Source organism: Pseudomonas sp. AP3_22 TE3818 (genome assembly GCF_053628995.1).
Genome location: NZ_JBRJHL010000001.1, coordinates 6,125,286 through 6,150,085, shown reverse-complemented (window position 1 = coordinate 6,150,085; position 24,800 = coordinate 6,125,286). Strand labels below are relative to the sequence as shown.

Genomic DNA, 24,800 nt, shown 5'->3' with positions numbered 1-24,800 from the left:
AGCAAGCCCGCTCCCACAGGTATTGCATTTCAGGCACCTATTGCAGGTGCCTGATTTGTAGCTATTTAGCCGATGGTCATCAAGCTCGCATTACCACCCGCTGCCGCCGTGTTGACGCTCAACGCCCGCTCAATCACCAAACGCTCCAGCGCAATGTTGGTCTCGCCCTGCGACAGGCCCTGAACCCCGACAATCGCACCGGCACGCTTGGCCACCTGCTGGCAAACCGCACGCAACTGGTCGGAATGGCCGTGATGCACAACCGCGTCAAACACCACTTCGTCCTTGTTCCAGTCGGAAACCAGCTTGATGCGCGCCTGAATCTCCTTCGGCAGGCGTGCGAACAGCGCCTTGGTCAGTTCACCTTCCGGCCACACCGCCGAACCGCCGACAGCCAGTACCGCCGCCAGTTGAGTCAGCAGGTCGCCTTCGACTTCCGCCAGGCACAGCACGTGTTCCCGTGGCAGGATCGCGTAGCTGTTGCGCTCGCCGGTCGGGCCGGCCAGGACGCGGGTGATGCCGCTTTGCGATTGTGCGGCGAACTGCACGCACAGGGTGCTCAGGTCGACGAACTTGTGGCTGTCGGCCCAGGTTTTCAGGGCGGTCAGCGGCTTGCTCATGGCGTCGCGCAGACGAACGTCAGGTGCTGCGGCGGCATCGCCACGAGCGAAGGATTGTTCGATCGCATCGGCAGGGCGGGTCGACAGCAGGCGGTACAGGTACAGCGGGCCACCGGCTTTCGGACCGGTACCCGACAGGCCTTCGCCGCCGAATGGCTGCACGCCGACCACGGCACCGACGATGTTGCGGTTGACGTAGACGTTACCGGCATTGACGTTGTCGATCACCTTGGCGATGGTTTCGTCGATGCGGGTGTGCACGCCCAGGGTCAGGCCGTAGCCGGAAGCGTTGATCTGGCCGATCAGTTGATCGATGTCCTTGCGCTTGTAGCGAACCACGTGCAGCACCGGGCCGAAGATCTCCCGCTGCAGTTCGTCGAAGCTTTCCAGTTCGATCAGGGTCGGCATCACGAAGGTGCCGCGTTTGACTTCTTCAGCATCGGCGATGGCCACCTGGTACACGCTGCGACCTTTGTCGCGCATGGCCTGGATGTGCTTCTCGATGCCAGCCTTGGCTTCGGCGTCGATGACCGGGCCGATGTCCACGGACAGGCGCTCAGGGTTGCCGAGACGGCTTTCGGCCATCGCGCCCTTGAGCATTTCGATGACGCGATCGGCGGAATCTTCCTGCAGGCACAGCACGCGCAGGGCCGAGCAACGCTGGCCGGCGCTGTCGAACGCCGACGAAACCACGTCGATCACCACTTGTTCGGTCAGTGCCGAAGAGTCGACGATCATCGCGTTCTGGCCACCGGTTTCGGCGATCAGCGGGATCGGACGACCCTGGCTGTCCAGGCGGCCGGCAATGTTGCGTTGCAGCAAGCGCGCGACTTCGGTGGAACCGGTGAACATCACGCCTTTGACGCGATCGTCGCCGACCAGGCCGGCACCCACGGTTTCGCCGCGACCCGGCAGCAGTTGCAGCACGCCTTCGGGAATGCCGGCTTCGAGCAGCAGGCGCACGGCTTGAGCGGCGACCAGCGGCGTTTGCTCCGCAGGCTTGGCCAATACCGGGTTACCGGCGGCCAGCGCAGCAGCCACTTGACCACTGAAGATCGCCAGCGGGAAGTTCCACGGGCTGATGCATACCACTGGGCCCAGCGGACGGTGAGCGTCGTTGGTGAAGTCGTTGCGTGCCTGCACGGCGTAGTAACGCAGGAAGTCCACGGCTTCACGCACTTCAGCGATGGCGTTGGCGAAGGTCTTGCCGGCTTCGCGGGCCAGCAGGCCCATCAGCGGCTGGATCTCGGCTTCCATCAGGTCGGCGGCACGTTCCAGGATCGCGGCGCGTTCGGCGGGCGGTGTGGCCTGCCAGATCGGTGCAGCGTTGAGGGCGCACTGGATCGCATTGTCGACGTCTTCGACGGTCGCTTCCTGGACATGGCCGACCACGTCGCGCAGATCGGACGGGTTCAGCACGGGAGCCGGGGCTTCGTTGCTGGACGCGCAGCCGAGTATCGGTGCGGCTTTCCAGTGGTTGTGCGCGGTAGCGAGAAGTGCGCAGGACAGCGACGCCAAACGATGTTCGTTGGCCATGTCGATGCCGCTGGAGTTGGCGCGCTCGGAGCCATACAGGTCGCGCGGCAGCGGAATGCGCGGGTGCGGCAGGCCGAAACCACCTTCCACGGTCGCCATCTGCTCGATGCTGGCTACCGGATCGGCCACCAGTTCCTGAATCGAAATCGACTGGTCGGCGATACGGTTCACGAACGAGGTGTTCGCGCCGTTTTCCAGCAGGCGACGCACCAGGTAAGCCAGCAGGGTTTCGTGGGTGCCGACCGGCGCGTACACGCGGCACGGACGGTTCAGCTTGCCTTCGGAGACTTTGCCTACAACCTGTTCGTACAGCGGTTCACCCATGCCGTGCAGGCACTGGAACTCGTACTGGCCCGGGTAATAGTTCTGACCGGCGATGTGGTAAATGGCCGACAGGGTGTGGGCGTTGTGCGTGGCGAACTGCGGGTAGATGACTTCCGGCACCGACAGCAATTTGCGTGCGCAAGCGATGTAGGACACGTCGGTGTACACCTTGCGGGTGTAGACCGGGTAGCCTTCCAGGCCTTCGACTTGGGCGCGCTTGATTTCGCTGTCCCAGTACGCGCCTTTTACCAGGCGGATCATCAGGCGATGACGGCTGCGGCGAGCCAGGTCGATCACGTAGTCGATCACGTACGGGCAACGCTTCTGGTAAGCCTGGATCACGAAACCGATGCCGTTCCAGCCGGTCAGTTGCGGCTCGAAGCAGAGGCGCTCGAGCAGGTCCAGCGACAGCTCGAGGCGGTCGGCTTCTTCGGCGTCGATGTTCAGGCCGATGTCGTATTGCTTGGCCAGCAGGGTCAGCGACAGCAGGCGCGGGTACAGCTCATCCATCACGCGCTCGTACTGGGCACGGCTGTAGCGCGGGTGCAGGGCCGACAGCTTGATGGAAATGCCCGGGCCTTCATAAATCCCGCGACCGTGGGAGGCTTTGCCGATCGAGTGGATGGCTTGTTCGTACGAGGCCAGGTACTTCTGGGCGTCGTGCTCGGTGAGTGCGGCTTCACCCAGCATGTCGTAGGAATAACGGAAGCCCTTGGCTTCGAACTTGCTGGCGTTGGCCAGGGCTTCGGCGATGGTTTCGCCGGTCACGAACTGCTCGCCCATCAAGCGCATGGCCATGTCGACGCCCTTGCGGATCATCGGCTCGCCGCTCTTGCCGATGATGCGGCTCAGGGACGACGTCAGGCCGGCTTCGTTGTGGGTCGACACCAGCTTGCCGGTCAGCAGCAAGCCCCAGGTGGCGGCGTTGACGAACAGCGAAGGGCTGTTGCCCAGGTGCGGCTGCCAGTTGCCGGTGCTGATCTTGTCGCGGATCAGGGCGTCACGGGTGCCTTTGTCCGGGATGCGCAGCAGCGCTTCGGCCAGGCACATCAGCGCCACGCCTTCCTGGGACGACAGGGAGAATTCCTGCAGCAGGCCCTGAACGATGCCGGCACGGCCGCCGGCGCTCTTCTGATTGCGCAGTTTTTCAGCAATCGAGGCGGCGAGCTTGTTGGTGGCTTCGGCCATCGGTGCCGGCAGGCGAGCCTGTTCGATCAGCATCGGCACGACTTCCGGCTCAGGGCGGCGGTAGGCGGCGGTGATCGAAGCGCGCAGTACTGACTGCGGCAGGATGCTTTCGGCGAATTCGAGGAAGCACTGGTGCGCGTGATCCAGAGGGGCGTCGACGCTGTCGTCGGAATCCTTGGTCAAACCGCTCAGCTCGGTCAGGGTTGCACCACCCTCGAGTTTTTCCAGGTAATTGAAGATTGCCTGCTTGATCAACCAGTGCGGCGTGCGATCAATCGAGGTCGCGGCGGCCTTGAGGCGTTCGCGGGTCGGGTCGTCAAGTTTGACCCCAAGGGTGGTGGTAGCCATGTTTTTATCCTCATGTTTGCCACGACTGCGTGGCATCAGCTGGCGGCAAGATTAGCCGTGCGATTGTTGAGGTGCAACCGGGTGCAACCCTTTTTTTGTCGGAATATTACGCAGCTCGTCAGGAAATAAATTCTGGTACGGATGTGCTGCATCTGCTTGGTGCTTTTTAAGGTGGTTGAGTGCGGTTCTTGCTCCGAAAAGGAGCAAAAAGTTGGGTTTGGAATTTATTTCGGACTAGGTGCAACTTATTCTCACGAAACTGGTTGCACCTTATTTGCTTTGTTGAATAGCATTCGCGCCCAAGGTGCAACCCGGGCAGAAACCGGGTGCTCCGGCTGATGGCTTTCCTGGGGAAACATCAGTCATAAATGCGCGGGAATCCGGATCGTCTGTCAAACGTATGCGTTTGCGAGCGGTTCACCAGCCGCCGCTACATAAAAACAAAGCCAGGGCGTAACTTAATGAGCGTAAGCAATCCAACCCTGATCACGTTCGTGATCTACATCGCAGCAATGGTGCTGATCGGCTTGATGGCCTATCGCTCCACCAACAACCTTTCCGACTACATTCTGGGCGGTCGCAGCCTGGGCAGCGTCGTGACTGCACTGTCCGCCGGTGCCTCTGACATGAGCGGCTGGTTGTTGATGGGCTTGCCCGGCGCGATCTACATGTCCGGTCTTTCCGAAAGCTGGATCGCCGTCGGCCTGATCGTCGGCGCCTACCTGAACTGGCTGTTCGTCGCCGGCCGTCTGCGCGTGCAGACCGAGCACAACGGTGACGCACTGACCCTGCCGGACTACTTCGCCAGCCGTTTCGAAGACAAGAGCGGCCTGCTGCGGATCATCTCTGCGGTCGTGATCCTGGTGTTCTTCACCATCTACTGCGCTTCCGGCATCGTGGCCGGTGCCCGTCTGTTCGAAAGCACCTTTGGCATGTCCTACGAGACGGCGCTGTGGGCCGGTGCTGCGGCGACGATTGCCTACACCTTTATCGGCGGATTCCTGGCCGTAAGCTGGACCGATACCGTACAAGCCACCCTGATGATCTTCGCGTTGATCCTGACGCCAGTCATCGTGCTGCTGGCTACCGGTGGTGTCGACACCACCTTCCTGGCCATCGAAGCGCAAGATCCAAGCAACTTCGACATGCTCAAGGGCACCACTTTCATCGGCATCATCTCGCTGATGGGCTGGGGTCTGGGCTACTTCGGTCAGCCGCACATCCTCGCGCGTTTCATGGCGGCTGATTCGGTGAAATCGATTGCCAACGCCCGTCGCATCTCCATGACCTGGATGATCCTGTGCCTGGGCGGCACCGTGGCTGTGGGCTTCTTCGGTATCGCCTACTTCTCGGCGCACCCGGACGTGGCTGGCGCGGTCTCCGAGAACCACGAACGTGTGTTCATCGAACTGGCCAAGATCCTGTTCAACCCATGGATCGCCGGTGTCCTGCTGTCGGCCATTCTGGCGGCGGTCATGAGCACCCTGAGCTGCCAATTGCTGGTGTGCTCGAGCGCCCTGACCGAAGACTTCTACAAGACCTTCCTGCGTAAATCCGCTTCGCAGCTGGAGCTGGTTTGGGTCGGACGTGCCATGGTGCTGTTGGTTGCCCTGATTGCTATCGCACTGGCAGCCAACCCGGAAAACCGCGTACTGGGTCTGGTGAGCTATGCCTGGGCCGGTTTCGGTGCCGCATTCGGTCCGGTCGTACTGATCTCCGTGATCTGGAAAGACATGACCCGCAACGGCGCACTGGCCGGCATCCTGGTCGGCGCGATCACAGTGATCGTCTGGAAGCACTTCGAACTGCTGGGCCTGTACGAAATCATCCCGGGCTTCATCTTCGCCAGCCTGGCGATCTACTTCGTCAGCAAAATGGGCACGCCGACTGCCGGCATGTTCCAGCGTTTTGCGGCTGCAGAGAGTGATTATCGTCTGAACAAGTGATGAGTGATGGGGGGAGCGCTTCCCATCCCTGATAAAAACGGCTCGCAGCTTTTGGTGCGGGCCGTTTTTTTTTGCACGCATGGTGCAGGTAACTGGCGTTGGCACCCCAGTATCCGTGGTCCTTTTCAGTGTTGGTCGTGAGACATTTCCTGATTTTCTCAGCCGTCTTGAGTTTCCTCTCTGTCCACGTACTTTGCGTTAGCCCACTCATTCCGAGTCGGTGTTACCCATCGTTAACAGTGGCGCGTTTCCCATGAATGAGGCGCCGGTAGAGAGGGAAGTCAGCAATGGCAAAGGGATACTTCATTCGTGAGGGTGACAAGACCACCTGCGGTGGCAAAGTTCTGGAAGCCGATACTCACATCATGATGTTTGGCTTCGCGCACGCGCGCGACGGGGACCAGGTTTCCTGCGGAAAAGACAATAAAACCTACGTGATCACTGGCGGTGTTTCATACATCAAAAGCAACGGCAGGATGGTGGCGGGATCGCTGGATAGCTTCAGTAGTTGTCCTTGCAAAGCCGGGCTTATCCCATCGCAGTCCATGGCGAAGTACGAGTCCAGCCGCAGTGCGGAACCACACACCATGCGGACCACCACTGCGCAGGCTTCGCCCGCCGCAGCCAGCGCTCCGGCCGCGTCACGATCATCCAGCTACGCCCCTGCACCAAGCTCTCCCATGCCGATGCGTGACAACAGTGCACAGGCTGTAGAGCCCGGCTTTTACATCGTTCCAAAGAGCACCACCCGCGAACAACTCGAGGCCTCATTGTTCACCCTGCGCGACCCTGCGGTGATGGGCAAATTCAAACTGCTCAATCCCAATTTGCGCGACGTCAAAGCCGGCTCGATGATCGTGCTGAGCGACCCGAACAACTATCAGTGCACACGTGAAGAAGCCTTGCTCATGGACGTGGCGGCCAGGACCAACCAAGTGCTTGAAACGCTCAGCCCGGAAGAAGCGGATTTCATGGTGCAACACCGTGATGCCATCCAGACCTTCCTGGGTCATGGCTCGACCGCAATCGGCGTCGGCGCGAGTATTCTCAAAAACAATCTGGATAACGTCAGCGACACCCTGAAAAAAATGGAAGCGCTGCATCAGCATTCATTCCTGCGCGATGGCCACCTGAACTCACCGACGTTTCTGGCAGAGCGCCAAAAGCTGCTCGCTCAACTCGATAGTCACCTGACAAGCCTGACGCGCAAAGGCATCGGTTTTCCACACCACCCCAATTTGAACCGTGCAATGTTCCTCTCGCCTCCCAGCCTGGTTCACCGCTGGACTGAAGCCGGTGGCGTAGGGCAGATACCGGGATACGCCACTCACCTTGAGGGTGTGGCCGGGGCTTCCAAGTACCTCAAGTACGGTGGCTGGGTCGGCACCGCCATTGGTGGAGGGGCGTCGGCGATGAAAGTGCAAGATGTGTGTACGGCGGGAAGTGCCGAAGCTTGCGAACGAATCAGGTTCACGGAAGCGGGGAGTTTTGCGGGTGGGATTGGGGGCGGTGCATTGGCTGGCGGGATAACTGCTCCGTTAGTAGGCGCTCTCTGCATCGGGCTAAGTGTACCTACAGCCGGCCTTGTGCCATTGGCATGCGGTATTTTGGTAGTTGGAGTCGGTTCATACGCTGGAGGAGAGTTGGGCAGTGCATTCGGTGAAATGGTTGGCGATAAAATTTACGAGTCTATGAGATGACTGTCGCTGATGTAATATTCATCGGTGTGTGTGGTCTCGTTATTATTGGCCAATTCCTGTGCATTGGGGCAGCTTTGTATCTGAGTCACACTAAGGGTGACTTTATGTCGTCGCACTTCAAAAGCAGCTCATTCCTCCTGACTCTCGGCATATTTAGACGTTCAAGCCTTTATGGCAGGATGCAGTTGATAGGAAACATCTCTAGCATTCTTACATTTCCTAGGTTTTTCCTTAAGCGAGGTCTAGCCAGTGCTGAGGACATAGATAGCTTTCCGCTCTCACTTAAGCGTCAGCTTGTAATACTGCAATGGAGTTTTATCGGGCTTATCGTTGCAATGGTATTGTTGGTCATAATTGGGAAAGCGGATCTCCTCCATTAGTCGAAAAGTGGGCAGCCGACCTGGTGGTGTGCCCATTATTTACACCCGTTCGCTGCTCGGCCTGAACAGATGGATCGAAAACAAATGAAGCCCCGAGTAAAGAAATGCAAAAAATGTGGAGTGCTGGATAGAGAGGGCTTATCGCTAATAGACGGTCGGCACTGTCTTTCATGCCAATTAAAAATATACGAGGCAGGAAACTTTAATATGTTGAAGGAGGCGCCGCTGCGATTAAAAATCATACTCGGTGGGGTTTCTTTGATTTTTATAATGCTTTCAGTTTACGCAATATATCATCAGCATCTCCTTTTGCCTGGAGGCGCTCGCGGCCAACCATTTCTGGTAGAGTTTTCAGGGCTTGGAGTACTAATGCCGGTATTTTCATTAACGATGTTCTCAATAAGCTTTTTGTCTTTAATTATTTCAAATTACCATCGGCGCTCTAGCGAGAAAATTTATAAAAAAATAATAAAGAACAGCTTTTACGCTGGTTGGATTTTGTATTTTATTTCGATATTTTTTTTCGGAAATAATTAGGAAGCTAACAGTTGGCGACTTACAAGCGCCTCGCAAGTCTCAGCAGTGCTTTGAATGAGGCTCATGAGCTGTTTGGCATTGGAGGGGAAGGTCCATCGACAAGGTTCTCCCTTTGTGCCATTCAGTCTCAAATTTATTTGGTGGATTGGAGCTGTTGCGGTTTTTCCGGGCAGGGTCCTAGGACGTTTCCTTCAAAACCTAGCGGTTTTCATGAAGTGGTGCGATGTGCGTTCCGTCGATAGTCTTTGGCGGTCACTGACTGTTCAGTGGTGGGGTGTAGGAACCTCTCAAGACCGTTAGAGCTACGTTGGCGTCAATGCCTGGTTTGCGGCCGCTTGCATGCGGCCGTAAGATCAGTTACGGCGGCTATGCGCGGGCACGCTTCGGCGTGGTCGAGTTTTGCTCTAAGGGTCTCGATATTCCTACCCCGTGCATAGCTGCCACCCTAGCCCGTAGGAAGGCTAATGGCAGGTCCATTTCCTCCTTAGAGCATTAAAATGAAATCAATACATCCAGACCCACCCTACGAAAAACCAACTCCCCATCCCGACAACCGCTTCATGGCATTGACCAGCAACTGCAACGACATGCCCACCCTGTTCGTCGACACCCACGCGCCACTCGACATCCTTACCGACGCAGCCAACTACAGAATCCGCGCGGTCACCCAAGTGCTTGAGAACCTGTCCATGCGCGGTTCGATCGAGTGTGAGTCGTTCATCCTCAGCGATTTCGCCTTGCTCTGCGCCATTCCGTTGCGCGATGGCTGTGATGTGCTGGATGTGGTTGGGCGGCGGTTGCGGGCGGGGCCTACAGCGGCGGCATAGGCGTCGTCACAAGATCAAAAGAACCTGGGCTTCATCTTCGCCAGCCTGACGATCTGTATCGTCAGTAAATTGGGCGCACGGTCTGCGGGCACGCTGCAGCGATTCGCCGCGGCGGAAAAGGATTTCATGTTGAACAAATGAGGTTTTCAGAGAGGCATTAGCTTGCTGATTGAAGAAGACGGCACGCATCCGATGGTTGCGGGCCGTTTTTTATTGGGGATCAGTCAAGATCGGTATCGGGCTGATTCAGAAAGATCAGCACGCCCAGTAATGCCATGTAGAACCTGAAGGCTGCGTCCTGACCATTCCAAATGTCGGATTGCCACATCAGAAACCACTCACCTCCTACAACCATGAAGCCGAAAAACCACACGAAAAACCCGGTCGTCAAACCCGCTACGGCCCACTTCCTGGCCTGTCCGAACTCATGCCCACCGGCTGACCGCGAGCGCCAGAGCTGTAGTGCGCCGTAGCCAAGAAGTCCGCAGGTGATGGCTTCGCCAAGGATGATCAGCCAGTAAGCCCCATGCCACACCCAAGGCAGATCAATTGCGCGATACCGGGCGGCGTTGTCAGGGAAGGTGGTATCCATGCTCAGCACATGCCGGACGAAGTTGAAGTTGGAAGCGTAGTCGGTGATGTTGTTGAACACGGTCATGAAGGCGAATGCGGCGAGCGCCAGGGTCATTGCAATCTTTGCGTAGCGAATGGTCATTTGTGCGTCCTTTGCTTTTTTCGACAAAGAACGCTATCACACCGGTTTGCAGGTTCGGGAGTCTTCCTGTTGTGAGGCGTTTGTGAGTTTGTCGAGTGATGGTGCGTGCTTGTTGCCGCTATGAATGCTCGAAGTGTCCGCTCAGTCGCCAACCCCTGACTTGCCGGCCGGTAAAAGGTAAACTTCCCGGCCTTCGCAGGAGCAACCATGAATTATCGTCACGCCTTCCATGCCGGCAATCACGCCGATGTGTTCAAACACCTGACCTTGACCCGCCTCATCGCCCTGATGTCGCGCAAGGAGCAGCCGTTTGCCTATCTCGACACTCACGCCGGCATCGGTCTGTATGACCTTCAGGGTGACCAGGCCAACCGTACCGGTGAGTACCTGGAAGGCATTGCGCGTTTGTGGGATCAGCCGGATCTGCCGATCCTGACCGCCGATTACATGCAGGTGCTGCACGAGATGAACCCGGATGGCCAGTTGCGCTATTACCCGGGGTCGCCAGAGCTGGCGCGACGTTTGACTCGCCCGCAGGACCGCGTGTTGCTCAATGAGAAACACCCGGAAGACGGCGTGCTGCTCAAGGACAACATGGCCGGTGATCGTCGGGTCAAGGTGCACCTGGGCGAAGGTTGGCATGTGTCGCGGGCCTTGCTGCCGGTGCCGGAGAAGCGGGCGGTGATGTTGATCGATCCACCGTTCGAGAAGCTCGACGAGATGCAGCGTTGTGCCGCGTCGCTCAAGGAAGCGATTGGCCGGATGCGCCAGACCGTGGCGGCGATCTGGTACCCGGTGAAGGATCAGCGTGCGCTGCGTCGTTTCTACCAGGACTTGGCCGGTACCGGTGCGCCGAAGTTGTTGCGGGTGGAGTTGCTGGTGCATCCGCTGGATACGCCGAACAGCCTGAACGGCTCCGGGCTGGCGATTGCCAATCCGCCGTGGGGGCTGGAGGAAGAGTTGCGTGAGCTGCTGCCGTGGTTGTCCGAGAAGCTTGGGCAGACCCAGGGTGGGTGGCGGATGGATTGGTTGATTGCCGAGTAATGCTCGGCCTGTAGGAGCCGGCTTGCCGGCGATGGCGGCCTGGAGGTCACCGCTGGACCCACTGCCGCTATCGCCGGCAAGCCGGCTCCTACGAGTGATCTGTGTCAGATCGGGCAGGTCACGCCCGTACCGCCGATCCCGCAGTAGCCTTCCGGATTCTTGGCCAGGTACTGCTGGTGGTAAGCCTCGGCGAAGTAAACCGTTGGGGCTTCTTCGATTTCGGTGGTGATATCGCCTTTGCCAGCCTTGGTCAGTTCGACCTGGAACACTTCTTTGCTGCGTTTGGCGGCGGCCAATTGCGTCGGGTTGGTCGCATAGATCACCGAGCGATATTGGGTGCCGATGTCGTTGCCCTGACGCATGCCCTGGGTCGGGTTGTGCAGCTCCCAGAACATCTTCAGCAATTCTTCGTAACTGACTTTTGCCGGCTCATAGACCACGAGCACTACTTCGCTGTGGCCGGTCAGGCCTGAGCAGACTTCTTCGTACGTAGGGTTTGGCGTGAAGCCGCCGGCGTAACCCACCACGGTGCTGACGACGCCTTCACGCTGCCAGAAGCGACGTTCCGCGCCCCAGAAGCAGCCGAGGCCGAAGATCGCAAAATCCACATCGGTGGCGAACGGACCCAGCAGCGGGGCGTCGTGGACGAAATGTCTTTCCGGCAGGTTCATCGGGGTTTCGCGGCCAGGCAGAGCTTGTTCTTTAGTAGGAAGCACGTTTTTGTTCACCAGAATTTCCGAGCGCAGAACCATGATCAGTCCTCTCAGTCAGGTTGGGTTGTAAATAAACAGACTGTCAGTGTGCCCAATGCCGGCCAGATACGCACTACCTTGTGGGAGTGGGCTTGCTCGCGAAGGCGTTGAGTCAGTCAGTAACTACGGCTCTGACACACCGCCTTCGCGAGCAAGCCCGCTCCCACAGGGTCAGGCGATTGGGCCACGCGGGTAGCGTTTGAGCTTTTCGATCAGCTCATTGCCCGGGATCGGACGGTCGAACAGGTAGCCCTGGCCGACGTCGCAGCGGTGACGGCGCAGGAACGACAATTGATCGGCGGTTTCGATGCCCTCAGCCACGACCTTGAGCTTCAGGTTATGGGCCATGGCGATCACCGCGGAGGTGATTTCCATGTCGTCCTGGTTGTCCGGGATTTCGTGGATGAAGCTTCGATCGATCTTGATGATGTCGATGGGGAATTTTTTCAAGTAGCTGAGCGACGAGTAACCGGTGCCGAAGTCGTCCATGGCCAGGGTCAGGCCCAAACGCTTGAGCTGGTCGAGCTGCAAGTGGGTGTCTTCGGTGGCTTCCAGCAGCAGGCCTTCGGTCAGCTCCAGCTCCAGCAAATGCGCGGGCAGGGCTTCTTCCTTGAGGATGGTGGCGATGGAGGCCACCAGGTCCGGGTCGGAGAATTGCTTGGGTGACAGGTTGATCGCCACTTGCAGGTTGCCCAGGCCGGCGGCGGTCAGCGCTTTGCTCATGCGGCAGGCCTGGCGGGCGATCCATTTGCCGATCGGAATGATCAACCCGGTTTCTTCGGCGACGCTGATGAACTGATCCGGGCGGATCATGCCCTTTTCCGGATGATCCCAGCGCAGCAATGCTTCCATGCCCAGCAAGCGACCGCTGCGCAGGCACAGCTTGGGCTGGTAGAACACGTCGAGTTCATTCTGGGTCAGGGCGCGGCGCAGGTTGTTTTCGACGAACAGCTTGTAGCTGGCCTCGGCGTTCAATGCTTCGGTGAACACTTGCACCTGATGTTTGCCATTGGCCTTGGCCTTGTGCAGCGCCAGCCCGGCGTTGCGCATCAGGGTTTGCGGGTCGCGCCCGTGCAGCGGCGCGCAGGCCAGGCCCACGGAACCCGTGACGCTGATCAACTGGTTGTCGACGAACATCGGTTTGTCGAGGGTGGCCAGCAACTGATTGGCCACTTGCTGACCCGTCGTGAGGTCGCTGTTGTCCAGCAACACGGCGAATTCGTTACTGGCGAATCGCGCCAGGCTGCCGCTCGGGATCAGGCTGTTGCGCAGGCGTCGGGCCAGGCTGATCAGCAATTTGTCGCCAGTCTGGTGGCCGAGGCTGTCGTTGATCCGCTTGAAGTTGTCGATATCCACCAGCAACAGGCTGATCGGCGCGTCGCTGTCGCGGGCGAAGCGTTCATCGAGGTTGCGGATGAACGCCGGACGGTTGCCGAGATTGGTCAGGTTGTCGGTGTAGGCCAGGCGCTCGATGCGCTGCTGTGCGAGCTTGGTCTGGGTGATGTCTTCGTAGATGCCGATGTAGTGGGTCAACTCGCGGTTGTCGCCATAAACCTTGGAGATCGACAGCTGGCCCCAGTAGGGTTCGAGGTTTTTCCGGCGGCTCTTGAATTCACCCTGCCAACTGTTGCTCTTGGCCAGTGCCGAAGGCGCGTCGAACAGCAGTTCGCTTAGGTTCTCCAGTGCTGGCAGTTCCGACAGGCGCTGACCGTGCACTTCTTCGGTGGAGTACTGGGTGATGGCGGTGAAGCTCGGGTTGACGTACTCCACCACGCCGTCGCAGTTGACCAGCAGAAAGGCGTTGGCACTTTGTTCGACCGCACGCTGGAACAGGTGCAGGGCGCTGGTAGCGGTGCGCCGGTTGTGGTTGCTGATGACTTGGGCGAACTGGTCCGCCAGCTCGCCGGCGAAGGCGATTTCATCCGACTGCCAGGCGCGGGTGGCACCGGTTTGCTCAAGGCACAGCACGCCGACCACCTGGCCGTCGACACGGATACTGGCGTCGAGCATCGCGTTGACGTCCCGCGGACGCAGGCTTTCGGCCATTTCCCGGGTGCGTGGGTCGCGCATGGCGTTATGGGCGTCGATGGCGCGGCCGGTGTGCAAGGCGTCGAGGTAGTCGGGGAACACGCTGACATCGATCGCTTGTGGCAGCAGGTATTCCTGATTCGTGCGGTGATAGGCCGAGATCGGCACCAGCATCGAGCCTTCGAGGCTCCACAGGCTGGCGCAGTCGATTTGGTAAATGTCGCAAGCGCTGCGGGTGATCAGCTCGGCGGCTTCTCGCAAGGAGTTGTTGCTGCTGTAGCGCTGACGGGTAAGCAACAGGATCAGGTCCTGCTGGGCACGCACCCGGTCCAGATGCAGCAGTTGCTCCTGCTGGGCGCGCTGATTGAGTTCCAGGGCGATTTGCAGGCGCGAGTTCTGGGTTTCCAGATCCAGGGCCGGTTGCAGCGGGTCATCCTCGAACAGGCCGTCAATGACTAACAGGTAGCCGCGCAACAGGTGGCGATTGTGTTGTTTGTAGGCTTCGCCCAGTTCCAGCAGATTCAGGGAGCCGGAGGCCGTGTGCAGGGTGTAGCGGATCAGGTAATGCGTGCTTTGAGTCAGTTGTTGCTGGACCGCATCATGAAGTTGATAGCGCGCTTCCGGCTCCATCAGGCTGGCGTAGGGCGAACCCACCAGCGCACACAACTCCACGGCCGGCAGGCCGAACTGGCGTTCGCAATTGGGATCGAGAAACAGCAGCGCCCAGCTGGGTTCATTAAGCCGTTCGAAACGCAGCATGCCGAGCCGCGAGGGCACAGGCAACTGCGTCACTACCTCGGCCACCATACGGCTGGCGGCATCGGGTTGGCTTTTCATGGAGGGAAACTCGCTTCGAATATGCTGAACGCGCTGGGCTCACGCCCTCTTTACTGTTGCCTGCGGCAAGGTTGCATCATTGCGACACCGACTGACAAGAGAGATGAAGGCCAAGTGCTATAAGAATATGTCGGCAGGCGCGAAGATTTCTGCAGTTCCAGGTAAAAAGTATTGCTATTGATCAGATCGCAGCCTTGAGGGGGGTGTCTCGAAGGCTGTGATTTTTTGCCATCAACGCAAATTAATGCCTGTCGATTGCAGCAACTTGCCATCTCGATCGTGGTAATTCACCTGAATGCGTTGTGCATCGATGACCAGGTGCGCGAAGTTATCCTGGCTGATGACTTTGCCGGTCAATTCCTGCCGATATTCGCCAGTAGCGTTCCGTGCCAGCGGCCGGTCGAGGATCAAGCTGGATTGACTGGCATAGGGCAGCAGTTTGGTGTTGCACAACGGCGACGACACGATGGTGTGCACTTCGAAGTCAGGGTCTTCGCTGTGGGTCAGTCGACTGGTCAAGGAGGCGTGGATGTCACCGGAAACGAAAATGACATTCTTCAGCCGGTGCGAACGAATGATCTCCAGCAACCGCAGCCGTTGCCCGGGAAAACCGGCCCAGGCGTCATTCCCATCCTGTTTGGCGTCGGGAAAGAACATCACGCTGGTAACCACCAGCTTGACCCGGGCGGGGCTGTTGATCAGCCATCGGCACAAGGCATGTTCCTGTTCAACATCAAGGATGCGTCGATCATCGGCGGACAAGTTGCGCCGGGTGCGGCTATCGGTGACGAACCATTCGATATCGCCATCGGTGAACTGATACCAGTAGTGATTCGCAAGCCGGCTGATCCGGCCATTGTTAAGTAATTCAAATACCGGGCTGTGGCTGGCTTGATACAACTCATATGCCGTGATGGCGTTTTTGTATAGTTTTTCATCGGCCGATCTTTTCTTGTCCGGCCAGTTGTCTTCAATTTCATGATCGTCGAGGATCATGTAAGTCGATACGTTGGCCATTAACCTGGAAATATGCGGCTGGGAAAAAGCTGCACGGTATTTTGCGAGTATTTGCTGATATTCGCGGTCAGGCGCAAAGAAGTTCAAGTCGTCGACATAGATCTGGTCGCCCGTCATCAGCGTTGCGCTGACCGGCGGGTCGGCTTGCTGTGCCAATTGAGCCATCGAGGCAAATATCCGGTCACCCAGTTGCGGTGCCGACGGGATGCCGGCGGTCATGCGCAGGTAACGACACGAGCCGACGAAATAGGCTCGTGGCGTACCCGCCGCGCCGGACCGGGTGCGCAAGCGATAGAGCTCTTGCGGCCATTGCAGCGGCAGCTCCTGCAGCGAATCCGCGGTGTGTTCGGCACTCTCGGTGCTGAACCAGCCGGCCTGGTATTCGTACTCGGTATCGACTGCCAGGTTATTGAGAACAATGACATCGGACATGTCCTGCAGGTTTGTCAGCCTTGCAAAGACACTATCAAGCCATTGTTCATGTCCGGCCTGCCGATAACGGATGCCGGCAAATACTGGCGCATTCTTTTGCGCTTGGCCGCGCACAAAAATACGCGCGTGGTTAGTTGTTGTGTGGCCGATAATCGGGCCGACAGTTGGTTTTAACATATTTGAGTCCATTCGCTGCCAGTTAATCAGGAAGTTGGTTGTTTTGGATGTAGTGGGCTATTCAACCAAGACTAATTATTTGGCCTGAATAAATACCTGGCAGAAATGGATTCGAGTTGTGGGCGATATCAGCCACAAATGTAGGAAGGTGTTTAAACAAGAATTTCAGGCAAAAAAAAGCCCCGCCAAATTGGCGGGGTTGAGGTACGAGCGTGGCGCTCGGAAACGTGGAACGGGATCGGCCCTCCGGTGAAGGAGGGCCGGTCGGTATTACAGGAGCATGGTGCGGATGTCGCCCAGCAGGTCGCTCAGACGCTTGGTGAAGCGTGCAGCAGCGGCACCGTTGATCACGCGGTGATCGTAGGACAACGACAGTGGCAGCATCAGTTTCGGCTGGAAGGCTTTGCCGTCCCAGACTGGCTGGATGGTGGCCTTGGAAACACCGAGGATCGCCACTTCCGGCGCGTTGACGATCGGCGTGAAGCCGGTGCCGCCAATGTGGCCGAGGCTGGAAATGGTGAAGCAGGCGCCTTGCATCTCGTCCGACGAAAGCTTCTTGGTCCGGGCTTTTTCAGCCAGGGAAGCGGCTTCGGCAGCCAGTTGCAGCAGGCTCTTCTGGTCGACGTTCTTGATGACCGGTACCAGCAGGCCATCCGGGGTGTCGACGGCGAAGCCGATGTTCACGTATTTCTTGCGGATGATCGCTTTGCCGCTTGGTGCCAGCGAGCTGTTGAAGTCCGGCAGTTCCTTGAGCAGGTGCGCGCAGGACTTGAGCAGCAACGGCAGGACGGTCAGCTTGACGCCGGCCTTCTCTGCAACGGCTTTCTGGGCAACACGGAACGCTTCGAGTTCGGTGATATCCGCCGAATCGAATTGCGTCACGTGCGGTACGTTCAGCCAGCTGCGGTGCAGGTTGGCAGCACCGACCTGCATCAGGCGGGTCATCGGCACTTCTTCGATTTCACCGAAGCGGCTGAAGTCCACGGCCGGAATCGGCGGGATGCCCGCGCCACCGGTTGCGCCAGCAGCGGCGGCTGGTGCTTCCTTGGCCTTCTGCATCATGGCCTTGACGTAAACCTGCACGTCTTCTTTCAGGATGCGACCGTGCGGACCGCTGGCGCCCACGGCGCTCAGCTCGACGCCGAATTCGCGGGCCAGTTGACGCACGGCAGGGCCGGCGTGAACTTTCGCGCCAGGCTTGGCTGGAGCGGCAACCGGGGCAGCAGGTGCGGCGGCCGGTGCAGCAGCGGCTGGAGCCGAAGCAGGAGCGCTCGGGGCGGCAGCGGCAGGTGCGGTCGCAGCAGCCGGGGCAGCGCCTTTGACTTTCAGTTTCAGGATCAGGTCGCCGGTACCGACTTCGTCATCGAGCTTGATGGAAACGCTTTCCACCACGCCAGCGGCTGGCGATGGAATTTCCATGCTGGCCTTGTCGGATTCCAGGGTGATCAGCGACTGGTCGGCCACAACGCTGTCGCCGGCCTTGACCAGGACTTCGATGATCTTGGCCTTGCCCGCCGAACCGATGTCCGGAACGTGGATGTCCTGGACGCTGTCGGCAACCGGTGCAGCCGGAGCTGCTGCAGGTGCGGGTGCAGCGGCAGCAGCTGGAGCGGCAGCCTGGGCCGGGGCGGCAGCCGGTGCCGCAGCACCTGCCACTTCCAGATCCAGGATCAGGTCGCCGGTGCCGACTTCGTCGTTGAGCTTGACGTTGATGGCCTTGACCACGCCAGCGGCAGGCGACGGAATTTCCATGCTTGCCTTGTCGGATTCCAGGGTGATCAGCGACTGATCAGCCGCGACGGTGTCGCCGACCTTGACCTGGATCTCGATGATCTGGGCCTTGCCCGACGAGCCGATGTCCGGCACGTGCACTTGCTGAACGCTGGCGGCAGCCGGCGCAGCAGCAGGAGCGGCGGCAGGGGCAGCAGCCGGCTTGGTTTCAGCCGTGGCCGCCGGCGCAGCGGCAGCCGCAGGGGCTGCAGCAGCGGCACCTTCGACTTCCAGTTCCAGCAGTTCGTCGCCTTCTTTCAGGCGATCGCCCAGCTTCACTTTCAGGCTCTTGATGATACCGGCCTTCGGCGCGGGCACTTCCATGCTCGCCTTGTCCGACTCAAGTGTCAGGATGCTCTGGTCGGCTTCGATACGGTCGCCGACCTTCACAAACAGTTCAATTACTTCACCTTCACCGCTGCCGATGTCAGGTACGCGAATGAGTTCGCTCACAGAATCTCTCCTCAGCAGTCCAGTGGGTTGCGTTTTTCCGGGTTGATACCGAACTTGGCGATGGCTTCGGCCACAACCTTAGGTTCGATGTCACCACGGTCAGCCAGTGCTTCCAGGGCTGCCAACACCACGAAATGACGGTCGACTTCGAAGAAATGACGCAGTTTCTTGCGGCTGTCGCTGCGGCCGAAACCGTCGGTGCCCAGAACTTTGAATTCCTTGGACGGTACCCACTGACGGATCTGCTCGGCGAACAGTTTCATGTAGTCGGTCGAGGCGATGACTGGACCCTTACGGCCGTTCAGGCACTCTTCGACATAGCTCAGCTTAGGCTTCTGGCCAGGGTGCAGACGGTTGCTGCGCTCAACGGCCAGGCCGTCGCGACGCAGTTCGTTGAAGCTGGTAACGCTCCACACGTCGGCGCCGACGTTGAACTCTTCACGCAGGATCTTCGCCGCTTCACGGACTTCACGCAGGATGGTGCCAGAGCCCATCAGCTGAACGTGGTGCGCCGCTTCGCGGTTGTCTTCCTCGAGTAGGTACATGCCTTTCTTGATGCCTTCTTCGGCACCGGCCGGCATGGCTGGCTGCTGGTACGACTCGTTCATCACGGTGATGTAGTAGAAGACGTCCTGTTGCTCTTCGGTCATCTTCTTCATGCCGTCCTGAATGATCACCGCCAGCTCGTAGCCGTAGGTTGGATCGTAGGTGCGGCAGTTCGGGATGGTGGCAGCCAGCAGGTGGCTGTGACCGTCTTCGTGTTGCAGGCCTTCACCGTTCAGGGTGGTACGGCCGGCGGTGCCGCCGATCAGGAAGCCACGGGTGCGGCTGTCGCCAGCGGCCCAGGCCAGGTCGCCGATACGCTGGAAGCCGAACATCGAGTAGAAGATGTAGAACGGCAGCATCGGCTGGTTGTGGCTGGAGTACGAAGTACCGGCAGCGATGAAGGAGCTCATGGCGCCCGCTTCGTTGATGCCTTCTTCGAGGATCTGGCCCTTCTGGTCTTCCTTGTAGAACATCACCTGGTCTTTATCGACTGGCTCGTAGAGCTGGCCGACGGAGGAGTAGATGCCCAACTGACGGAACATGCCTTCCATACCGAAGGTACGGGCTTCGTCCGGGATGATCGGCACGATGCGCGGACCGATTTCCTTGTCCTTGACCAGTTGCGCGAGGATCCGCACGAAGGCCATGGTGGTGGAGATTTCACGGTCGCCCGAGCCGTCCAGGATCGCCTTGAGGGTGTCCAGTGGCGGAGTCGGGATGTTGAAGCTGTGAGCGCGACGCTGTGGCACGAAACCGCCCAGGGCGTTGCGGCGATCTGCCAGGTAACGGGCTTCGGCGCTGTTCGGCTCCGGCTTGAAGAACGGCAGGTTTTCCAGCTCTTCGTCCTTGACCGGGATGTCGAAACGATCGCGGAACAACTTCAGGCTGTCGACGTCGACTTTCTTGGTGTTGTGCGCGGTGTTTTTCGCTTCGCCGGCACCGGTGCCATAACCCTTGATGGTCTTGGCCAGGATGACGGTCGGCTGTTCCTTGTGGTTGACCGCTTCGTGATACGCCGCGTAGACCTTGTACGGGTCGTGGCCGCCACGGTTGAGTTTCCAGATCTCGTCGTCGGACAGGTCTTCGACCATCGCCTTGAGTTCCGGCGAGTTGAAGAAGTGTTCACGCACGAACGCGCCGTCTTTGGCTTTGTAGTTCTGGTACTCGCCGTCGATGACTTCGTCCATGCGGCGTTGCAGGATGCCGTCGACGTCCTTGGCCAGCAGTGGGTCCCAGAAACGGCCCCAGATGACTTTGGTCACGTTCCACTGAGCACCGCGGAACACGCCTTCGAGTTCCTGGATGATCTTGCCGTTGCCGCGAACCGGGCCGTCGAGGCGCTGCAGGTTGCAGTTGATGACGAAGATCAGGTTGTCCAGCTTCTCGCGGCCGGCCAGGGAGATCGCGCCCAGGGATTCCGGCTCGTCGCACTCGCCGTCGCCCAGGAAACACCAGACTTTCTGTTTGCCTGGCTGGATGAAGCCGCGGTGTTCCAGGTACTTCATGAAGCGTGCCTGGTAGATCGCCTGGATCGGGCCCAGACCCATGGATACGGTCGGGAACTGCCAGAAGTCAGGCATCAGCCAAGGGTGCGGGTAGGACGACAGGCCCTGACCGTCGACTTCCTGGCGGAAGTTGTTCATCTGGTCTTCGGTGATGCGGCCTTCCATGAATGCGCGGGCGTAAACGCCTGGCGAGGTGTGGCCCTGGAAGTAGATCAGGTCGCCGCCGTGTTCGTCGGTCGGGGCCTGGAAGAAGTAGTTGAAGCCGATGTCATACAGGGTCGCACTGGAAGCGAAGCTGGAGATGTGACCGCCGAGGTCAGAATCCTTCAGGTTCGTACGCATCACCATGGCCATCGCGTTCCAGCGTACCAGCGAGCGAATGCGGCGTTCCATGAACAGGTCGCCAGGCATGCGTGCTTCGTGGGTAACGGGGATCGTGTTGCGGTAAGGCGTGGTGATGGCGTAAGGCAACTGCGAACCGCTGCGGGTCGCCAGCTCACCCATACGGGTCATCAGATAGTGAGCACGGTCTTCGCCTTCTTTGTCGAGAACCGATTCCAGGGCGTCCAGCCATTCCTGGGTTTCGACGGGATCGAGGTCTTGCATGGCTTGCTCCAGGGCGGAAAGGCTACCAGAATCGGTTGCCTGAGTTAGCGACTGGCCTTGTGGGCAGACGTTATGAATTCTTGGATTGCCGACAGGTTGTTCCGGCGGCGTGTAGTTTTACTACAAATCTTCCGGCATTTCAGCCCGTCTAATGTATATACGAGTAGTAAAACTACAGATGAGCGGCTTGTGGCCCCCGGCTGCGTTGTGAGAATAATCGTTAAGGTTGGTCTTTTTCCAACTACAAAAGGTAAAAGCTTGATGCTGGCTGCCAAAATAAAAGAAATTTCAGCTATTTCTAACTTTTGTTCGACACTCCTTCAGGTAGTGGGTTTTCGCAAACCACTACATGCAGTCCGTTGTACGCCGATCAAGGATAGACCATGAGCCTCCCTTCGCTTGCCGAACTGCCGGCCATTCTCCAGCCGTTTGTCACCCGCGCCGAGCAGTCGTTCCGGGCTGCCGTCGCCACTCTGGACGATGATCACGGGCTGTCTGCCTGGTCGCCAGAGCGCTGGGCGCAATTTGCCCGCGTCACCGCCGCCAGCGATTTCGTGATTGAACAGTCTGTTCGTGACCCTTTGATGTTGCTGCAGCTGGTGCAGTCCGGTGAGCTGGACCGCAGCTACGCGCCCGGTGAGTTGTGCGCACAGATTGCGGCCGCCGTGGGCACGGCCGAGACCGACGATCTGCTGGGCCGGGCCCTGCGCCGCCAGCGCGCGCGCCATCAGGTGCGGATCATCTGGCGCGACCTGACCCGCCAGGCCGATTTGATCCAGACCTGCCGCGACCTCTCGGACATGGCCGATGCCAGCATCGATCAGGCCTATCAATGGTTGTACGTGCGGCATTGCCAGCAGTTCGGCGTGCCGACCGGGCGGCGCAGCGGCGAGCCGCAGCAGATGGTCATCCTCGGCATGGGCAAGCTTGGCGCCGTGGAGTTGAACCTGTCGTCGGACATCGACCTGATTTTCGCCTATCCCGAGGGCGGCGAAACCGTCGGCGTGAAACGCGCGCTGGATAACCAGGAGTTCTTCATTCGCCTGGGCCAGCGGCTGATCAAGGCCCTGGACCCGATGACCGTCGACGGCTTTGTATTCCGCGTCGACATGCGCTTGCGCCCCTACGGTTCGGCGGGCGCGCTGGTGCTGAGCTTCAATGCGCTGGAGCAGTATTACCAGGACCAGGGTCGCGACTGGGAGCGCTACGCGATGATCAAGTCGCGGGTGGTGGCCGGCGACCAGGTGGCTGGCGCGCAACTGCAGGACATGTTGCGGCCGTTCGTTTACCGGCGTTACCTGGACTTCTCGGCCATCGAAGCGCTGCGCACCATGAAGCAGTTGATCCAGCAGGAAGTGCGGCGCAAGGGCATGGCCGACAACATCAAGCTCGGTTCCGGCGGTATTCGCGAAGTCGAGTTCATCGCCCAGGCGTTCCAGCTGATCCACGGCGGCCGCGACCTGAGCTTGCAGCAGCGCCCACTATTAAAGGTGCTGAGCACGCTGGAAGGTCAGGGTTATCTGCCGCCGGCCGTGATCAGTGAGCTGCGCGAAGGCTACGAATTCCTGCGTTACACCGAGCACGCGATTCAGGCGATCGCTGATCGCCAGACGCAAATGTTGCCCGATGGCGAGCAGGATCAGGCGCGCATTGCCTTTATGCTGGGTTTCGCCAACTGGACGGCGTTCCACGAACAACTGATGTATTGGCGTGGCCGCGTAGCCTGGCACTTCGGGCAGGTGATCGCCGATCCCGACGAAGAGCAGGGTGCCGAAAGCGAAGTGGTGGTCGGCGGTGAGTGGTTGCCGCTGTGGGAAGAGGCTCAGGACGATGAGGCCGCTTGCCGCCAACTGGAAGAGGGTGGTTTCAAGGATGCGCCCAAGGCCTTGAAAGCCTTGGCCGGCTTGCGCAGCAGTCCGCAATTGCGGGCGATGCAGCGTCTGGGGCGCGAACGTCTCGATGCGTTTATTCCGCGTTTGCTGGCGCAGGCCGTGGAACATGCCAATCCGGATCTGGTGCTGGAACGCGTGTTGCCGCTGGTTGAAGCCGTGGCCCGTCGCTCCGCGTACCTGGTGCTGCTGACCGAGAACCCTGGCGCCTTGCGGCGTTTGCTCACACTGTGCGCCGCGAGCCCGTGGATCGCCGAGCAAATCACCCGTTTCCCGCTGCTGCTCGACGAATTGCTCAACGAAGGCCGGCTGTTCAAGCCACCACTGGCGCCAGAACTGGCAGCCGAGTTGCGCGAGCGCCTGACGCGGATTCCCGAGGACGACCTCGAGCAGCAAATGGAAGCGCTGCGTCACTTCAAACTGGCGCACCGCTTGCGGGTGGCCGCCTCGGAAATCGCCGGCAGCCTGCCGCTGATGAAAGTCAGCGACTACCTGACCTGGCTCGCCGAAGCGATTCTTGAACAGGTGCTCGCACTGGCCTGGCGCCAGACCGTGGCCAAGTACGGCACGCCCCTGCGCACCGATGGCACCTTGTGCGATCCCGGCTTCATCATTGTCGGTTATGGGAAAGTCGGCGGCCTGGAACTCGGGCATGGTTCGGACCTGGATCTGGTGTTCATCCACGACGGTGATCCGCAAGCTGAAACCGATGGGCCCAAACCCATCGACGGTGCGCAGTTTTTCACCCGGCTGGGGCAGCGGATCATTCACCTGCTGACGGCGCAGACCAACTCCGGGCAGTTGTATGAAGTGGACATGCGCCTGCGGCCGTCCGGTGCGTCGGGACTGCTGGTGAGTTCTTTGGGGGCGTTTGCCCGTTATCAGGAGAACGAAGCCTGGACCTGGGAGCATCAGGCGCTGGTGCGGGCGCGCGTGCTGGTGGGCAGTCAGGATGTTGGCCAGGCCTTCGAGAAAGTCCGTGCCGCGATATTGGGCAAGGCGCGTGATTTGCCGACCCTGCGCCAGGAGGTCAGCGAGATGCGCGCCAAGATGCGCGATAACCTCGGCAGCAAGAGCACGGCGGCCGGCACCGGGGCAAATGCCTTCGAAGCCACGGCGCCGTTCGATATCAAGCAGGACGCCGGAGGTATCGTCGATATTGAATTTATGGTGCAATACGCGGCCCTGGCGTGGTCCGAAACACACCCGCCATTGCTGCGCTGGACCGATAACATCCGCATTCTGGAAGAGCTGGAACACGAAGGGCTGATGCCCGTCGAAGATGCCAGCCTGTTGCGTGAAGCGTATAAAGCGTACCGTTCCGCCGCCCACCGACAGGCTCTGCAGAAGAACCCGGGGGTGATACCGGCCGACCAGTTCGCTGACGAACGGCAGCAGGTCATGCGGATCTGGCGTGAGCTGGGGCTAAACTGAAACGGGATTTTTGATACGCCTATATTCCCTGTAGGGGCGAGCTTGCTCGCGATGAACTTGAGAGCGCTGCGGGGTGCCAGGCTTGCCGCGTTATCGTTAACGACCATCGCGAGCAAGCTCGCTCCTACAGTAGATTTTGCGTTGCTTTGTAGAATTCTCGAGGCGGGGAGGCGTAGGCCTCCCCGGTTC

Annotated in this window: 13 protein-coding genes; 5 read left to right on the top strand and 8 right to left on the bottom strand. The window is 59.3% G+C overall.

Translation table 11 applies throughout. The features are described 5' to 3' along the window. Nucleotides 1-65 precede the first annotated feature (65 nt). Nucleotides 66-4,016 (bottom strand): trifunctional transcriptional regulator/proline dehydrogenase/L-glutamate gamma-semialdehyde dehydrogenase, encoded by a 3,951-nt coding sequence (putA, locus tag AB7M25_RS27935; protein ID WP_454238249.1) that lies wholly within the window; start codon nt 4,014-4,016, stop codon nt 66-68. Between the two features lie 461 nt (nt 4,017-4,477). Between putA and putP the strand changes: the two genes are divergently transcribed. The 3 genes from putP to AB7M25_RS27920 all read left to right on the top strand — a co-directional run bounded on the left by putP (nt 4,478) and on the right by AB7M25_RS27920 (nt 9,406). Further along, nucleotides 4,478-5,962 carry a sodium/proline symporter PutP gene (putP, locus tag AB7M25_RS27930; protein WP_429382641.1) on the top strand — a complete coding sequence of 495 codons (1,485 nt, stop codon included), beginning with the start codon at nt 4,478-4,480 and terminating at the stop codon, nt 5,960-5,962. A 287-nt stretch (nt 5,963-6,249) separates the two neighbouring features. Beyond that, nucleotides 6,250-7,662 carry a PAAR domain-containing protein gene (locus AB7M25_RS27925; protein ID WP_454238248.1) on the top strand — a complete coding sequence of 471 codons (1,413 nt, stop codon included), beginning with the start codon at nt 6,250-6,252 and terminating at the stop codon, nt 7,660-7,662. Nucleotides 7,663-9,076: 1,414 nt separating this feature from the next. After that, nucleotides 9,077-9,406: a hypothetical protein gene (locus AB7M25_RS27920; protein WP_454238247.1), complete on the top strand. Its 330-nt coding sequence runs from the start codon at nt 9,077-9,079 to the stop codon at nt 9,404-9,406. Between the two features lie 6 nt (nt 9,407-9,412). On the opposite strand, the gene AB7M25_RS27915 is transcribed toward AB7M25_RS27920, so the two are convergent. Both AB7M25_RS27915 and AB7M25_RS27910 read right to left on the bottom strand, forming a co-directional pair. Continuing rightward, nucleotides 9,413-9,595 (bottom strand): hypothetical protein, encoded by a 183-nt coding sequence (locus tag AB7M25_RS27915; RefSeq protein WP_429382624.1) that lies wholly within the window; start codon nt 9,593-9,595, stop codon nt 9,413-9,415. Nucleotides 9,596-9,626: 31 nt separating this feature from the next. Continuing rightward, nucleotides 9,627-10,121: a DUF2165 family protein gene (locus AB7M25_RS27910; protein WP_429382620.1), complete on the bottom strand. Its 495-nt coding sequence runs from the start codon at nt 10,119-10,121 to the stop codon at nt 9,627-9,629. A 207-nt stretch (nt 10,122-10,328) separates the two neighbouring features. Here AB7M25_RS27910 and AB7M25_RS27905 point away from each other — a divergent pair, with 207 nt between their 5' ends. Further along, on the top strand, nt 10,329-11,165 hold the full coding sequence (locus AB7M25_RS27905) for a 23S rRNA (adenine(2030)-N(6))-methyltransferase RlmJ (protein WP_007971823.1): 837 nt from the start codon (nt 10,329-10,331) through the stop codon (nt 11,163-11,165). A 104-nt stretch (nt 11,166-11,269) separates the two neighbouring features. On the opposite strand, the gene msrA is transcribed toward AB7M25_RS27905, so the two are convergent. From msrA to aceE, 5 genes are all read right to left on the bottom strand, one after another. After that, nucleotides 11,270-11,917: a peptide-methionine (S)-S-oxide reductase MsrA gene (gene msrA, locus AB7M25_RS27900; protein WP_218483251.1), complete on the bottom strand. Its 648-nt coding sequence runs from the start codon at nt 11,915-11,917 to the stop codon at nt 11,270-11,272. Nucleotides 11,918-12,088: 171 nt separating this feature from the next. Beyond that, nucleotides 12,089-14,782 (bottom strand): putative bifunctional diguanylate cyclase/phosphodiesterase, encoded by a 2,694-nt coding sequence (locus tag AB7M25_RS27895; protein WP_429517852.1) that lies wholly within the window; start codon nt 14,780-14,782, stop codon nt 12,089-12,091. Between the two features lie 231 nt (nt 14,783-15,013). Next, the gene (locus AB7M25_RS27890; RefSeq protein ID WP_454238246.1) at nt 15,014-16,408 is read right to left on the bottom strand and encodes an alkaline phosphatase D family protein; all 1,395 of its coding nucleotides are present in this window, start codon (nt 16,406-16,408) and stop codon (nt 15,014-15,016) included. A gap of 270 nt (nt 16,409-16,678) precedes the next feature. After that, nucleotides 16,679-18,631, bottom strand: coding sequence for a dihydrolipoyllysine-residue acetyltransferase (gene aceF, locus AB7M25_RS27885; RefSeq protein ID WP_454238245.1), 1,953 nt, complete (start codon nt 18,629-18,631; stop codon nt 16,679-16,681). Nucleotides 18,632-18,642: 11 nt separating this feature from the next. After that, nucleotides 18,643-21,288 carry a pyruvate dehydrogenase (acetyl-transferring), homodimeric type gene (gene aceE / locus AB7M25_RS27880; protein ID WP_104451069.1) on the bottom strand — a complete coding sequence of 882 codons (2,646 nt, stop codon included), beginning with the start codon at nt 21,286-21,288 and terminating at the stop codon, nt 18,643-18,645. Nucleotides 21,289-21,671: 383 nt separating this feature from the next. On the opposite strand from aceE, the gene glnE reads away from it, so the two are divergent. Beyond that, entirely contained in the window at nt 21,672-24,611 is a 2,940-nt protein-coding gene (gene glnE / locus AB7M25_RS27875; protein WP_429382601.1) for a bifunctional [glutamate--ammonia ligase]-adenylyl-L-tyrosine phosphorylase/[glutamate--ammonia-ligase] adenylyltransferase, read from the top strand. Nucleotides 24,612-24,800 lie beyond the last annotated feature (189 nt).